The 14,685-nt window shown below is 68.2% G+C and carries 9 protein-coding genes and 1 pseudogene; 2 read left to right on the forward strand and 8 right to left on the reverse strand.

What is annotated here, in order from left to right; genetic code table 11:
• A partial coding sequence (locus Q0176_RS01805; RefSeq protein WP_299298594.1) for a UvrD-helicase domain-containing protein occupies positions 1–3,881 on the reverse strand: 3,881 nt, incomplete at its 3' end.
• A 350-nt stretch (positions 3,882–4,231) separates the two neighbouring features.
• Here Q0176_RS01805 and Q0176_RS01810 point away from each other — a divergent pair.
• Positions 4,232–4,738, forward strand: a complete 507-nt coding sequence (locus Q0176_RS01810; protein ID WP_299298597.1) for a prolyl-tRNA synthetase associated domain-containing protein — start codon at positions 4,232–4,234, stop codon at positions 4,736–4,738.
• A gap of 240 nt (positions 4,739–4,978) precedes the next feature.
• Positions 4,979–8,554: an AsmA-like C-terminal region-containing protein gene (locus tag Q0176_RS01815; RefSeq protein ID WP_299298600.1), complete on the forward strand. Its 3,576-nt coding sequence runs from the start codon at positions 4,979–4,981 to the stop codon at positions 8,552–8,554.
• Between the two features lie 59 nt (positions 8,555–8,613).
• Here Q0176_RS01815 and Q0176_RS01820 read toward each other — a convergent pair whose 3' ends face one another.
• The 7 genes and pseudogenes from Q0176_RS01820 to Q0176_RS01850 form a co-directional block, all read right to left on the reverse strand.
• Positions 8,614–9,129 carry a GNAT family N-acetyltransferase gene (locus tag Q0176_RS01820; RefSeq protein WP_299298603.1) on the reverse strand — a complete coding sequence of 172 codons (516 nt, stop codon included), beginning with the start codon at positions 9,127–9,129 and terminating at the stop codon, positions 8,614–8,616.
• A 61-nt stretch (positions 9,130–9,190) separates the two neighbouring features.
• Positions 9,191–9,832: an ABC transporter permease gene (locus Q0176_RS01825; protein WP_299298606.1), complete on the reverse strand. Its 642-nt coding sequence runs from the start codon at positions 9,830–9,832 to the stop codon at positions 9,191–9,193.
• Complete coding sequence (locus Q0176_RS01830) at positions 9,820–10,797, reverse strand: osmoprotectant ABC transporter substrate-binding protein (RefSeq protein WP_299298609.1); 978 nt, start codon at positions 10,795–10,797, stop codon at positions 9,820–9,822. The genes Q0176_RS01825 and Q0176_RS01830 overlap by 13 nt, the downstream gene beginning before the upstream one ends.
• A gap of 37 nt (positions 10,798–10,834) precedes the next feature.
• Positions 10,835–11,467, reverse strand: coding sequence for an ABC transporter permease (locus Q0176_RS01835; RefSeq protein ID WP_299298612.1), 633 nt, complete (start codon positions 11,465–11,467; stop codon positions 10,835–10,837).
• Positions 11,460–12,698: an ABC transporter ATP-binding protein gene (locus Q0176_RS01840; RefSeq protein WP_299298615.1), complete on the reverse strand. Its 1,239-nt coding sequence runs from the start codon at positions 12,696–12,698 to the stop codon at positions 11,460–11,462. The genes Q0176_RS01835 and Q0176_RS01840 overlap by 8 nt, the downstream gene beginning before the upstream one ends.
• A 263-nt stretch (positions 12,699–12,961) precedes the next feature.
• Entirely contained in the window at positions 12,962–13,945 is a 984-nt protein-coding gene (locus Q0176_RS01845) for a lipoate--protein ligase (RefSeq protein ID WP_299298619.1), read from the reverse strand.
• Between the two features lie 131 nt (positions 13,946–14,076).
• Positions 14,077–14,685, reverse strand: a pseudogene (locus Q0176_RS01850) (aminomethyl-transferring glycine dehydrogenase subunit GcvPB); the annotation flags it as partial.

Below are 14,685 nucleotides of genomic sequence, written 5' to 3' on the forward strand. Positions count from 1 at the left end.
GAGCAGACTGGCGCAGGTGACGGCCAGGGACACTCCCGGCACCGATCGGTCCGGGCCGGCCAGTCCCCCAGGGCCGCGCCCCGCGCCGCCTCCAGCACCCGCGACCTCAATCCGTCCCATTCGAAGTCCCGCGGAAAGGAACGTCGGCTCCCGATGAGCCCCCCCTCGCGCAGAAAGATCAGCCCGACGTCCACCGCCTCGAAATTTTGCTTCGTGAGTCCCGTTTTTCCTCCTCCCGCGCCCTTTTCCGAGGCCCGCTCGGCGAGCTCCCGGACCGCCAGCGCGTAGAAGGCCAGCTGGGACCGGTAGAGCTCGTCCGGGGCCCCCGACGGGAGGGTGATCTTGTAGTCCCGGACGTGCCAGAGCCCCGCCGCTCCCGTGGAGCGCCAGACCACGTCCATGGCGCCGACCAGGGGCAGGCCCGACCCGCCGACCCGCACGCGGAAGCCCGTCTCTCGCCGCGCACGCCCCGTCCTCAGGGCCCCGCCGATCTCCGCCCCCGCCTCGGAGTCCTTGAACCGATGGAGCCAGTCGGCCAGGGCCTCCCGGGAACCGGGGTCGCGCCAGATCTCCCGGAGGTTTGCGGGCAGACGCTGCGGGACGCGCGGGTCCGAGAGCCACCAGGACAAAGCGTCCCGCTCCCCCGGCATCGGGCGGTCGGAGGGCCAGCGCGCCAGAATCCAGTGGGCCAGCGTCCCCAGGTCCGCGCCGCCCGCGCTCTCCGCGTCCCCCGTTCCGCCCCCCGCCTCGTCGGGGATCTCCCAGCGAAGGTCCAGGCCCTGCCGGTAGCGACGCCGCCAGGCCAGCGGGCACCACTCGAACAGCGCGAACGACGTCGCCGAGAACGAGGCCAGCGTCACCCCGTCGAGGCTCGGCGCCGGGACCGGCACGGGGGGAACCTTTGTGGCATCGCCGGATGCCTCGGCCTCGGGCCCTGTCCCGATTTCCGCCCTGATTCCCGCCCTTGCCGGGGCCTCGCGCCCCGCCTCGACCGAGGGGGCGGCCGGGCCTTCGCCGTCCTCGTCCAGATACCGGACCTCGGGCTGGCCCAGCTCCTGCCAATCGCAGCCCTTCTCCCCGGCCAGCCAGGAGAGGGCGAGGGACGTCCAGCGGTCCCGCGGCAGGGTGCGGTTCCCGTCCTTCTCCTCCCCGACGAACCCGCAGAGGCACAGGGCGTCCTGCGCCCGGGTGCAGGCGACGTAGAAGAGGCGCATGTCCTCCTCCAGCTCGCCCTGAGAGGAGAGCAGCCGCTCCCAGAGCATCGTGCGGGGCTCGGGGTCTTTCTGCACCTCCTGCGCCTCCGGCCCGTCCGTCTCCGTGTTTTTGCCCGGGGCGCCCGAAATATCGGCCAGGGCGTCGGGAAGGCCGGAGAAGGCCAACCCCAGCGTCCTGGACGGACAGAGCGAGGGGGAGGCGGTGCGCCGCGCGGTGTCGAACACGGCGACGGCGGGGTACTCCAGCCCCTTGGATGCGTGGACCGTGGCGATGAGGACGGCGTCGGCGTCCGGGTCCATCCAGTGCGGCTCCTCCATGCGGGAGCCGTCCCTCAGGGCGCGCTCCATCCACCGCGCGCAGCCGGCCAGGCTGACGGCGAGTCCCCGCTGATAGGCCCGGGCCAGGGAGAGCGCGCGCCGGACGTTTCGGAGCGCGCGGAGCCGATGGCGCGGGGCATGGCCCGAGAGCCAGCGGCGGTCCCGGACAAAGCCCTCCAGCAGGGCCGCGGGGCCCCTGTGACGCCCCAGCAGTTCGAGGCGGACCAGCCGATCGAACGCCTCGGGGATGCGCTCGCGCAGCAGGTCGGACAGCGGCCCCCTCCGCCCCGCGCAAAGCGCCGCGGCGCGTCCCTCGAGGAGGCGGAGCGCCTCCTCCCTCGGGACCCCCGAGAAGGGCGAGAGCAGCCAGCCCGACAGGGCCGTCTCGTCCCCGGGGTCCGCGGCCGCGCGCAGCAGCGCGATGACGTCGCCCACCTCGCCGCGGGCAAAGTATTCCGTGCTTCGGTCCAGCCGCACGGGGATCCCCTCCGCCGCGAACGCGCGCTCCAGAAGGCCGTGATGGTTCCGGTTCCGGAGCAGCACCGCAAAGTCCCGCCAGAGTGCGGGCCGAAGCCTCCGCTCCGCCTTGTCCCACACGGTACGGCCGGATCGGACGGCGTCCCCGATGCGCGCGGCGAGCGCCGAGGCCAGGCTCCTACGGGCGTCCTCCTCACCGCGGCCGGATCGGACGGCGAGCAGGACCGAAAAGGGAGCGAGGGTCCCCCCGCTGCGCTCCGATGGGGCCGCGGCCGGGGTGAGCGGCTCGTAGGCCAGTCCCCTCAGCCCGGCGGAGGAGCCGAGCCCGGAGCTCCAGATATGGGCAAACAAACCGTTGATCCGCCTCAGGAGGGGTCCGCGGGTCCGGAAGCTCACGTCCAGCTCGATCCGTTCGTCCGCCTGGGCGATGGTCCCGGCGAAGAGCGCCGGGTCCGCGTGGCGGAAGCGGTAGATGGACTGTTTGGGGTCCCCGACGGCGAAGAGCCCCGCGCCTCCGCGTTCCCTCAGGGACTCCAGCAGGGAGAACTGGAGGGGGTCCGTATCCTGAAATTCGTCCACCAGGACGTGGCGGAACTCCCTGGAGGCGCGCACCCGTTCCGCCGCGCCCCGGGCGTGGAGGATCATGTCGGAGAACGACAGGAGCCCTCTCCGCCGCTTCATCTCATCCCAAAGGCCCCAGGCCGTCCCGCAGAAACGGAGGAGCGTGGCGCGCAGGCGGCGTTCCGGCTCCGGGAGGGGCTCGTTCGGGGCTGGGCCGGACAGGACGGGGAGCTTGATCCGCTCCTGTTCCTTGCGCCAATCGCCCGCCGTCGTTCCCAGGATGTCCCTGATGGCGGCGAAGAGCTTTCCTGTCGCCCCCCTGAGGTTCCGAAGGGCGTGCAGGACGTCCAGCGTGAAGAGGCGCAGGGCCTCGTCGTCGGGCTCCCCGGGGCTCTCGTTGCGGTCCCGGCCCGCCATCCGCGGCATCCAGAGCTCCGCGCAGGCGGCGATCAGTGCGGCGGGGCTTTCGTCCTTGCCCTCCGCACGGTCCTTGTGCGCCTTATCGGCAAGCTCTCCACCCAGAGCACGGAACACTGAGCCCCAGAGCTCCCAGGCCGAGAGCCAGCGCGGGCGCAGGAGCTCCGTCACGGCCGCGGAGGCCGCGCGCACCAGGGGATCGTCGGAGCTCGGGGCGGCGTCGGCCCAGTCCAGCATCTGGGCCCAGGTGTGTCCCAGCGAAGCGTGCAGCTCCGCCGTATCCCGCGCCAGGTCGCGGAGCTTCGCACCGTCCCATTGGTCCAGGGCCGCGCCGAGCGTCCGGTCGTCATCCAGGGCGGCGGCGGCGGCGCGCAGTCGGGCGTCCCCGCTGAGCCTCGCCATTCCGCGGAGGTCCGCCCCCTCCGCGGCGTCCCCTATCGCGTTCCAGAAGGCGTCCTCCTGCGGGCTGCTGACGACCGACGCGCGGGGGTCCACGTCCAGCGACAGGCCGGACTCCCGGATCATCCGTGCCGCGAAGGCATGGATGGTCGAGATCCACGCCTCGCCGAACCCGTCCATCACCTCTCGGACCCGATCCGCGGAGACGGGCGCGCCCGGCGCGGACAGGAGCTCGCGGACGCGCCGTTCGATGCGCTCCCGCATCTCGCTGGCCGCCGCCTCCGTGTAGGTGAGGGTCAGAATGTCGCGCGGCAGGCATTCCGCGTCCGTCAGGAGCAGGCGCGCGTATCGGCTGGAGAGTACCCAGGTCTTGCCCGTCCCGGCCCCGGCCCCCACCGCGACCCTGCCGGCCCCGGCCGTCACGGCGGCCCTCTGCCCGGCGGGCGTGTCCGGCGGGAGCAGCAGGGGGTCCCAGAAGCCCTCCAATTTATCCATGAGCCCGCATCCTTTCCCGACACAAGGCCGATGTCTCGATTGGTTTCAACGAAGGTGATCCCGGTCCCGGATCGCTCGCGGGCGAGGGGAGCGAGAACGATACGGCGCGCGAATGATCCGGAATCGGGGTTGCGATTCATTTATTGTACCGCTTGATTCCGCCCTCGAAGGGGGCCGGAGCTTCCATACGGGACGAATTTCTATATAATCGGGGTTGCACGCCGCGGGGTATCGCGCTTTCGCGCGAAAGCGGAGCGTGCTATCATGGCCGGTGAAAAAATGCAAAAACATGAAAAACCCGACAAAAAGAAAAACACGACAAAAAACGGAGCATTGCGGAGGGGTTTGACATGACGGAGGTCGACATGATGGATGAAAGGGCGCGCGTTCTCGAGAAGCTGGACGAGCTGGGGGTTGCCTACGAGATGGATGTCCACGAGCCGGTCTATACCATTGAGGCGATGGTGGCGCTGGGGCTGGACAAGAAGGGGATTGTCGTCAAGAACCTCTTCCTGAGGGACGCCAAGGGCAAGCGTCATTTCCTGGTGGTCCTGCCCGGCGACAGGCAGGGGGATCTCAAGGCGATCCGGGACCAGCTGGGCAGCACGGCCCTCAGCTTCGGTTCCGAGGAGCGCCTGATGCGGTGCCTGAAGCTGTCCAAGGGAGCGGTCTCGCCTCTGGGGATCCTCAACGACGCGGAACACGCCGTCGAGGTGGTCGTCGACCGGGCCCTGGTGGGGGCGGAACGCCTGGGCGTACACCCCAACGACAATACCGCTACGCTCTGGCTCTCCTACGACGGGCTCCGCAAGGTCATCGACCACTGCGGCAACACGGTGCACTTCATCAAACTGTAGGACGTCGCCCTTGGACGCACCCTGAATCGGATGTCCGGGAAAAATTCAAGACTTGATTTTTCGGCGCGTTTGGGGTCTTCCACAAAGTCCACTTGTCCACAATGAGGCGACGAGTGAACGTCTCAAGCCCGTTTGGGGAATTTTATCCACCTTCTTATCCACTTATTCACAGGGGGATGGGTATCAAGAAATCAACATGGGGGCTTTATGGGGACTCTGAATTGAAGCGAGGTCATGTTTTTGTTTAATCTGTTCAGGAAAATTCTGCGCCGCATGACGCAGCTGCTTCTCCTTTCGCTCCCGCTCCTGCTTCTGGCGGCGGCCGGCCTCGTCTGGCTGCCGACGGGCCGCTGGCTGCTGCTGCCGATCGTCCGGCACATCGGCTCCGGACTCGTGCCCTCCCTTCGCGTGGAGGGGGTGGAGGGGTCCCTCTACGGAGGGTACACGGTGACGGGGGCGGCGCTCGTATCGGGCGACGCCGCCCTGCTGGAACTCAGGAGCCTCTCCGTGCGCCCGAACTGGCACTCCATCCTGAGCGGGAACCCCTGGCCGGAGGCCTTGGAGCTGGAGGGGCTGAGCACCGATGTGGAGAGCCTTCGGAGCCTGGCGGACCGGTTCGGCGGAGGGGCGGCCTCGTCGGAGCCTCTGCACGTCCTCCCGGTGCGCATCTCGGTTCGGGACGCCGCCGTCGCCTCCCCCTGGGGAGCCCTGAATCTGACCTCGCTGGACCTCTCGGAACAGGGGGGGCTCGTTCTGCGCTCGGCCCTCGGGGAGCTCCCGCTGGAGGCGGACGCGGCCATCGGCTTCTCGCCGCTCGAGGTGGTCTCCAGCGACGTCAGAATAGGGGAGGGGAAGGGCTCCTTCAAGGGACGCATCGAGCAGCCCTTCGACCTCTGCGGCGACCTCTCGGCCCTGTCCCTGGGCTCCCTTCTGGAGCTCCTGCCCGGCAGTGCCGACCTCCGCGGGACGGGGAGGCTCGACGGCCGTTTCTCGGTCAGAGGGACCGTGGACGATCTCGAGGCCGGCGGCGTGCTCTCCCTGACGCGCGCGAGCGTCAGGGACGTTCCCCTCGAGCTCCGCCTCCCCTGGAACTGGTCCGGGGGGGTGCTGGCCGTGCCGGACGCGGCGTTCCGCAGCCTCTCCGCCGACGCGTCCCTGGCCCTGTCGGCGGACCTGAGGACAGGGACCTCGGGCCTTCGCCTGGCCGCACGCGGCTCCGCCAAAGGGGTATCCCTGAAAAACATCGGCCGCCTTCTCGCGCCCCAGGCCGGCCTGGCCGGCGAGGGGGGACAGGTGCGGTTCGACCTGACCGCCGACGCCTCGGGCAGCGTCTCGGGCGATCTCTCGGCGAGTCTGCCCGAGGTGGCCGCGGGCGGGAAGCGGCTGGTCCGGAACCTGACCGCCGACATACGTCTGACCCCCGGGGCCCCCCCCCGCATCGTCTGCGACGGCGAGGTCTTCGGGGGCCGCGTCCGAGGCAGGGGAGAGGCCCTGCGGAGGAACGGCGCGCTGCGGCCGGAGATGTCCTTCACCGCGACGGAACTCGATACCGCCCTGATGGCGGCCGTCTTCCCCGCTCTGGCCGCCGCGGCCCCGTCGGGGAAGCTGGCCCTCACCGTCCGGGTTGACGAGGCGATGGCCGTCTCGGGGACCCTGAGCTCCCCCGGCCTTACGGCCGGAGGGGTGACGGTCCGCGACCTGAGCGCCTCCCTGCGCTGCGCCGACGGGCAGGCGGTCCTGGAGCGCCTGGAGGGGCGCATCGGGAAGGCGCCGCTGTCCCTGTCGGGGACGGCGGACCTTCGGCGCAAGGAGCTCGGCTTCGAGGGGCGGGTCCAGGGGCTTGACCCCCGGTCCATCCCGCAGATCGCCTCGCAGGTCAGGGGGCTCATGGACGTCAAGGCCTTCGTCGGCGGCTCGTTCGCGGATCCCCGCGTGACGGTCCACCTGGCCGGGAAGGATACCCGCGTGGCGGACATCCCCCTACGCGGCCTCAAGCTGTCGGTCTCCTATGCGGACGGCCGCCTGACGCTGCCGGAGTCCGCGCTGAACCTGCCCGGAGGAACGCTGAACCTTCAAGGGGCCGTCGCCCTGCCGAAGGAGGGAAAACCGCAGCTCGACCTCTCCGGGAGACTGAACGGGCTGAATCTGGCCTCCCTGCCCGGGGCGGGGAAGCCGCAGGGCCTGGAGGGCATGCTTCAGGGGAGCTTCAAGGTCTCGGGGCCCGCGGACTCGGCGGCGCTCTCCGCATCGCTTCGGGGAACGGGCATTCGGGCCGGCGGCGTCCCCATGGACAGGCTGGAGCTCGACCTGCGGGGAACGACGAGGGAGATCCGCGTCAACCGCCTCTCGGCGTCGCTCGGCAAGGGGACGCTCGAGGGAAAGGGGTCGGTCTCCCTGTCGGCGCGGAACCCCATGGACCGCAAGCTCGACGTCAGGCTGGCCGTGAGGGACCTGTCGCTCCGGGCGCTCCTGAATCCCTTCGTGCCCGATGCCCCGGTGGGCGGCATCCTCAACGGTTCCCTCACCCTTCAGGGCTCGCCCGCAAAACCCGAGGCGACCCTGCGGTTCGATACGCCCCTGACGATCCGGGAGACGATTGTCGACCGCCTGGCGCTGTCGGTGCAGTCCTCGGGGAAGAATCGCTTTGCGCTGCACGCCAGCGGCAAGCTCGGGGACTTCGGGCTCGCCGTCAAGGGGGACGTTCGGCGGGAGGGCCGGGGCTGGCGCTACTCCATAACGACGGATCCTCTGGACCTGGACCGGATGCTCTCGGCCAAGTCCCCGTCCCTGAAGGGCAAATTGGCCGGACGGATGACGGCGAAGCTGACGGGCTCCGTCGGGGCGGAGAAGGACGGAGCGCTGCCGTCCGTCGCCGTGTCCCTGTCCATCCCCAAGCTGACGGCCTCGGGGATGACCGTTACGGACATCGCGCTGCCCTTCCGGGTCTCCGGCGGAAAGGCCACTCTGAGCGGGGGAAGGGCGGTGTTCTGCAAGGGGGCGGTCCGGGCCGATGCCGACGTGAACCTGGCGGAGTCAAAGTGGCAGGGGACCGCCAAAGTGAGCGGACTGGACCTTGGGGACCTGACCCGTCCCTTCCTGCCCGAGGGGGAGCTGGTCGGCAGCGCGGACGCCAACGTCCGCCTGAAGGGCAACTTCGGGACCCTGATGATGGTCTTCGCCAACGGCGGCTTCACGACGGGCGGAGGGTACCTCCATAAGGTGGAGATGATCGAGACCATATCGCCGATCAAACGCATCACCTTCGAGACGATTCGGGGGACGTTCTTCTGGGACGGCTCGGACCTCTGGCTGAACCCGGGGACCCAGGCCACGGCAGGGCCCGGCGAACCCCTTTACCGCTATTTCTCGGTCAACGGACCGCTCGGGATACCCGGCAAGGGACTGAAGCTGGTCTGCAAGGGCCGTTTCGACATACAGCTGTTGAACAGGGTGCTGGGCGCCCTGAAGGGCGTGTTTCAGTATTTCACCGGCGGCCTCTCGAACGGCGACCTGCTCAAAAACGTCGTGGGCAAGGCGCTGGGCATCAAGAAACGGGACTTTCAGGACGTATCCTTCGTCCTGGCGGGCGGTTGGTCGAACCTTCAGCTGCTGAACCTCAGGATCGACAAGCCGCTGAAGGACTACCTGCCCCTGGAAAAACTCAACAGGACCGAGGAGCAGAGGGGGGACGGCGCACAGTTTCGCCTGAACCTGAAGTTCCCGACCGGCCCCGGCGCAGAGGGCGGGGAGGACCGTACAACAGAGGACCAGTTCAAGGAGCAGCTGCTGGACAACCTGCTCAACATCGGGAACTGACGGAGGGGAAGGGCAAAAACTTCCCCTCTCCGGTCGGCCTGGATCGACCCTGCGCCCCGTCACCTCCCGTAGCGCGCCATCAGGTACTCGTCGGCGTGGACGCCGTTCTTGACGGCGGCGTACCGCTTCGTCCCCTCGACGACGAACCCCAGGGACTCGTACAGGCGGACGGCCCGCTCGTTGTCCGTGAAGACCGAGAGCTCCACGCGCTTCAGCATCAGCCAGTTGTCCGCTATGTCCAGCAGGGACTCCATCAGCGCCCTGCCGATGCCCCGGCCCTGATAGTCGGTGTGGACCATGATGCCCACGCCCGCCGTGTGCCGCTGGCGCGCCATAAAAGGGATGACGAGCCCCGCCATGCCGACGACGCGGCCGTCGACCTCGGCCGCCATCAGGTGCTCCTTGGTGCTGCGGATGAAGTCCTCCGTGTCCGCGACGCGCTCGCTGGGCAGCGCCAGGATGGTCTCCCGAACCCCCTCCATGACGCGCAGCGCGTGGACGTCCCGCGCGTCCTCCAGCCGCACCGGACGAATCGTCACGCCCCCGTTCCCCGCGCTTTCGTCCGCCTTCGCCATCCTCGATCCCGTCCTTTCGCCGAATGGATTTGCGGAACATTATACCGCGTACGCGAGACCCCTATCTTGTGGGGTCCAGCCCACGCTCCATCAGCCCCAGGACGATGTCCGCACAGACGGCCATCAGGGCGGTGGGGAGCGCGCCGGCGATGATGATGGCGCTGCCGTTGGCGACGTTGACGCCGCGCGAGATGATGTCGCCCAGCCCTCCGGCGCCGATGAAGGTCCCGATGGTCGTGACGCCGACGGCGACCACCAGTGCGTTGCGCACCCCGGCCATGATGACCGAAAGGGCCAGGGGGAGCTCCACCCTGAGGACCGTCTGGAGCGCCGTCATGCCCATCCCCCTGGCGGCGTCCAGGACCTGGGGCGGGATACCGCGGATGCCGGCGCAGGTGTTCCTGACGATGGGCAGCAGCGAGTAGAGCAGCACCGTCGCGATGACGGTGCGGGCCCCGAGGCCCAGGCCCAGCATCAGGATGGACATCAGTGCCAGGGACGGGACGGTCTGGATGACGTTCGCCGCGCCGACGACCCATTGGGCCAGGCGCCCCCTTCGGGCGATCAGGAAGCCCGTGGGGATGGCGACCGCGGACGCGAGGAGGACCCCGCAGACCGAGATCAGGAAGTGCCTCCAGAACTGCTCCAGCACGTAGCCCCCGTTGAGCGAATAATAGGCGAGTGTCTCCCTCAGAAGCTCCATCCCCTCGTCTCCTTTCGTTCCGGAGGCTCCGGGCGGGCGTCGGAGCTCTCGAAATAGCCGTGTTCCTCCAGGAAGAGCCGGGCCACGTTGCGGGGCTCGACCAGCTCCTCGTCGGCCATGCGGTTCATCCTCCGCATCCGGGGGCCGTCCACCGTCCCGGCAAGCCGCATGAGGACCGAGTCGAGCTGCGGGTGCGCCTCAAGGACGCGGTGTGTGGCGACGGGGCTGGCGTCGTAGGGCGGGAACAGGCGCCGGTCGTCCTCCAGGAGCACCAGGCCGCAGGTGTCGATACGCCCGTCCGTGGAGTAGCCCAGGACCACGTCCATCTCCCCGGCGCGCACGGCCCCGTAGACCAGTCCTATCTCCATCGGGAACACCCGCTTGAAGTCGAACCCGTATACCCTCCTGAAGTCGCGGTAGCCGTCGCCCTTGCGTTCCATCCATGAGGTATCCACCCCAAGCTTCATGCCGGGCGCGATGCGGGCCAGGTCGCTGACCGTCCTCAGCCCCTCCCGCTCGGCAAGTTCGCGCGGCACCATGAAGGCATAGGTGTTCGCGAACCCCCAGGAGGGGTACCATTTTTCGCGGTAGCGCTTCTCGTACTCCCGGACCACGATCTCCAGCGCCTTCCTGGGGTCCGTCGTCATCGGCAGGCCCAACTCCCCGGTCAGGGACGTCCCGGTGTACATGGCCCCGGACAGGTTGACGTCCCCGTTGCCGAGCGCCCTGCGGATCAGGACGGTGGACCCGAGGTTGTTCAACAGCTCCACCCGGACCCCCGGAAGATGGCGCCGGATCATCTGGGCGGTTATCTCGGCCAGGATCTGGCGCTCGGTCGTGTTGCCGCCCGCTACGACGATGCCGCCCTCCGGGGCGTCCCTTTCCGGCCGCATCGTAAGAAGCGCCGCGCCCGTCAGGACCGCCAGGAGGAGGAGTATCCGATATGCGTTTTTCCTGTGCTTCATGTTCGGCCTCCTTTCCGAAATCCAAGTCGGGAGCGTATCAGGGCCGGGACCGGAGCCTGGGGGACAGGGCGGCCTCGACCCGCCCCATCAGGGAATCCGTCAGGATCGCCAGGAGGGTGACGGGCAGGGTCCCCCAGACGATCATGGGGGGGATGTAGTTGTTCAGCCCCGTGAAGATGAAGTCGCCCAGGCCGCCGGCCCCGATGTAGGATGCGAGGGTCGCCCAGGAGACGACGTACACGCCGGAGGTCCGCACCCCCGCCATGATCACGGGCGCCGCCAGCGGTAGCCGGACCCGGAAGAGCCTCTGCAGAGAGGTCATGCCCATGCCCCTGGCCGCGTCCACGACGCTGCGGTCCACGCCCTCGAGGCCCAGACAGGTGTTGCGGACGATCGGCAGCAGCGAGTAGACGAACAGCGCCGCGACGGCGGGCGGCCTGCCGACGCCCAGGAGCGGGATCATGACGGCCAGCAGGGCCAGGGAGGGGATTGTCTGGAGGATCGAGACCAGTCCGATGACGGCCCCCGAGATGCGTCTGAAGCGCGTGAGCAGCATCCCCAGGGGGACCGCGGCTGCAGTGCCGGCGGCCAGGGCCGAGGCCGAGATGCAGAGGTGCTCCCAGGTCTTCAGCAGCAGGGCCGTATGGTTCCTCAGGATGAAGTCAAGCATCGGGCACTCCCTCCTGGGGCTCGTCCGTCGTCTGGACGGTGTCCTCCCGAATCGCATCCTCGTCCGCGCCCCATACGTTGGCGTAGATGTCCTCGACCAGCGAGGCGCGCGTCACGACCCCGACCAGCCGGTTCTCGCCGTCGACGACCGGCAGGTAGCGATAGTTCAGATGGACGATCCAGTGGAGGGCGTCGCGGATCAGGGTGTCCTGGGCGATGAAGGAGGCCGGCTTCATGATCGTCTCGATCCGGTCCTGCATCAGGTCGGTCCGTTCGCCCTCCCGGCCGGTGCGGCCGGACTGTCGGGCCTGCTTGACGCTGACCTTCTCGATGTCGAAGATGTCGACCACGCCCTGGATCACCCCGTCCGGGTCGGTCACGAAGAGCGTCTCCGCCCGGTGTCGGCGCATGAGCCTCAGGGCGTCGCGGATGCTCTGCTCGCTCGTGACGAGGGCCGGATCCCTCACCATGACCTCGTCGACCGTGCGCAGCGCCAGGCGGGCCTCGTTGAGGCGGTCCTCGCCCAGAAGGCTCTCCACAAAGGCGTTGGCGGGGTTTTGCAGGATGTTCTCCGGCGCGTCGAACTGCACCACGCGTCCCTTGTCCATGATGACGATGCGGTCGGCAAGGGCCAGGGCCTCGTCCATATCGTGGGTGACGAAGACGACGGTCTTCCCCAGCTCCTTCTGGAGCTTCTTGATCAGCTGCTGGAGGGAGTCGCGTGTGATGGGGTCGAGCGCGCCGAAGGGCTCGTCCATCAGGATGATCTCGGGGTCCGCGGCCAGCGCCCGAATGACGCCCACTCGCTGCTGCTGCCCGCCGGAGAGCTCCGCGGGGTAACGCTCCAGAAAGCTCTCGTCCAGCCCCACGCGCTTCATGAGCCTCTTCGCCGCGGCGCGCCGGCGCTCCTCGTCCCACTTCAAAAGGCTGGGGACCAGCGTGACGTTCTCGTAGATCGTCATGTGGGGCATCAGGCCGATCTGCTGGATCACGTAGCCGATCCGGCGGCGCAGCCGCACCGCGTCCATGGTCGCGATGTCGCGTCCGTTCAGGAGGATCGTTCCGCTCGTCGGCTCCGTCATGCGGTTGATCATGCGCATGCAGGTGGTCTTTCCGCTGCCGCTGGTGCCGATGAAGACGATGAACTCCCCCTCGTTGAAGGTGAGGGTCACGTCCTCCGCGGCGGGCTTGTCGCCCTGGTAGGTCTTCGATACGTTTTTGAACTCGAGCATATATCAGGCTCCTTTCTTCCTTCTCCCTTTTCTGTGCCTCCTCTTCGCGTCTCCTTTTTCGTCGGCATGCGACCCCGGCTGTGGGGTCGGGTATGCGGTTACACCCCACTCAATAGTACAACGGAAAATGTCTTTGCTGAAAAGGGCCGAATGGCCCTTTGAGAACTGGATGAACCTACGGGGATCGGGCTGTGTGGGACAGGTGAGAGAAAAGAAAAAGGGAGGAGCGGGACGGGACCGCTCCTCCCGGGAAATTCGTCGGCCTACGCCCCCGGCGTCAGGAGCGTCAGGATGTCCTCCGCCGTCGAGCCCGCGAACATCTCATGGGTGGAGAGCCCCTCGAGGGCCTTCTCCAGGGCGGTGCGCGTGTAGGGGATGCCGACGAGACGCTCCAGCAGCGGGGCGTAGTCCCCGCTGCCGAAATAGTCCCCGCGCAGCTCACAGCCGGTGATGATCCCCTTGTCCACCTCGAGGTAGGCCTCCACGCCGCCCCAGGGGAAGCGCGCCCTCTTGCGCTCGGTGAACTCCGGCGACTCGCCGTAGTTCCAGTCCCAGGTGGAATATTTCTCTCTCATGAGCGTCTCCACCTCCGCACGGTCGTTCGGCGTCAGCCCGCGCGGGGTCAGCCCCTCGATCCGCGCCTCCAGGAGTGAGATGAAGTCGGCGGCGGTCTGGGCCTGGGGCAGGGAGTCGCGGATGTTGCCCACCCGCGCGCGGACGGACTTGACGCCCTTGCTCCGGAACTTCTCCTGGGAGACCTTCAGGGCCTGCGACAGGACGTCCAGGTCGCTGTCGAAGAGCAGCGTGCCGTGGTGGAGCAGGATGCCCCCGCGCCGGTACTGGGCGCCGCCCGACACCTTCTTGCCGCCGATGGCGATGTCGTTGCGTCCCGACAGCTCCGCGTCCGCGCCGAGGGAGCGGAGCGCCCGGATGATCGGCTCCGTGAAGAAGGCGAAGTTGAACTCCCCCTCGCGGTCCGCCATGACGAAGCTGTAGTTGATGTTGCCGAGGTCGTGATAAACCGCCCCGCCGCCCGAGTTGCGCCGCACGACGTGGATGCCGCGCTCGCGGACGAAGTCGGCGTTGATCTCCTCGAGCGTATTCTGGAAGCGGCCCACGATGATGGACGGCTCGTTCTGCCACAGCATGAAGAACTCGCATCCCTCCCGGGCGGCCATCCGGCAGAGGTACTCCTCCAGCGCCAGGTTGTGCTGCGGACGGTGATCGCGATTTTCGATGACGTACATGGTGATCCTCCCGAGAAATGATAAATTTGGAACCGGAGCGGGGAGGAACGCCCCTCCCGTCCCCTCCGCCGCGATACAAAAATGCAGCCGTACCCTCGGTGAGAGTACGGCTGCGTCCGTCGAAAGGTAGGTTAATAGCCCTTCAAAGTCAGGTTTCTGGCGGCCAGGGTCTCGTCCGGGCGCGCGATCATCGTGTTCTGAGGCGTGTTCTTGACCACGTCCGGGTTCGACTTCGCCTCCTCGGCGATCGCCTTCATCGCGTCGATGAACCCGTCCAGGTCGCCCTTGGACTCGGTGTCCGTCGGCTCGATCATGATGGCGCTGTCAACCACCAGCGGGAAGTACGTTGTGGGCGGATGATAACCGCAGTCGATCAGGCGCTTGGCGATGTCCATCGTCGTCACGCCGTTCTTCTGCTGGATCGCGTCGTTGAAGATGACCTCATGCAGGCTGTCCTGCGGGAAGGGCAGGTTGTAGACCCCCTTCAGCCCCGCCTTGATGTAGTTGGCGTTGAGGACCGCCGCCTCGGTCGCCGCCTTGAGGTCGTGCCCCATGGTGCGCGTGTAGGCCAGTGCCCGCACCAGGACGGCGAAGTTGCCGAAGAACGCCTGAAGGCGTCCGATGGAGAGCGGCGAGTCGGAGCAGAGCGTGTAGCGGTCGCCCTCCTTGCAGATGCGGGGAGAGGGCAGGAAGGGCTCCAGAGCCTCGCCCGCCACAACGGGGCCCGCGCCGGGGCCGCC

This window comes from uncultured Fretibacterium sp., from assembly GCF_938040765.1.
Classification (GTDB): Bacteria; Synergistota; Synergistia; order Synergistales; family Aminobacteriaceae; genus CAJPSE01.

Coding starts and splice junctions, on each gene's coding strand:
- Q0176_RS01840 (WP_299298615.1), bottom strand. CDS start 12,698: ATGCTCGAGTTCAAAAACGTATCGAAGACCTACCAGGGCGACAAGCCC.
- Q0176_RS01820 (WP_299298603.1), bottom strand. CDS start 9,129: ATGGCGAAGGCGGACGAAAGCGCGGGGAACGGGGGCGTGACGATTCGT.
- Q0176_RS01845 (WP_299298619.1), bottom strand. CDS start 13,945: ATGTACGTCATCGAAAATCGCGATCACCGTCCGCAGCACAACCTGGCG.
- Q0176_RS01835 (WP_299298612.1), bottom strand. CDS start 11,467: ATGCTTGACTTCATCCTGAGGAACCATACGGCCCTGCTGCTGAAGACC.
- Q0176_RS01825 (WP_299298606.1), bottom strand. CDS start 9,832: ATGGAGCTTCTGAGGGAGACACTCGCCTATTATTCGCTCAACGGGGGC.
- Q0176_RS01830 (WP_299298609.1), bottom strand. CDS start 10,797: ATGAAGCACAGGAAAAACGCATATCGGATACTCCTCCTCCTGGCGGTC.
- Q0176_RS01810 (WP_299298597.1), top strand. CDS start 4,232: ATGACGGAGGTCGACATGATGGATGAAAGGGCGCGCGTTCTCGAGAAG.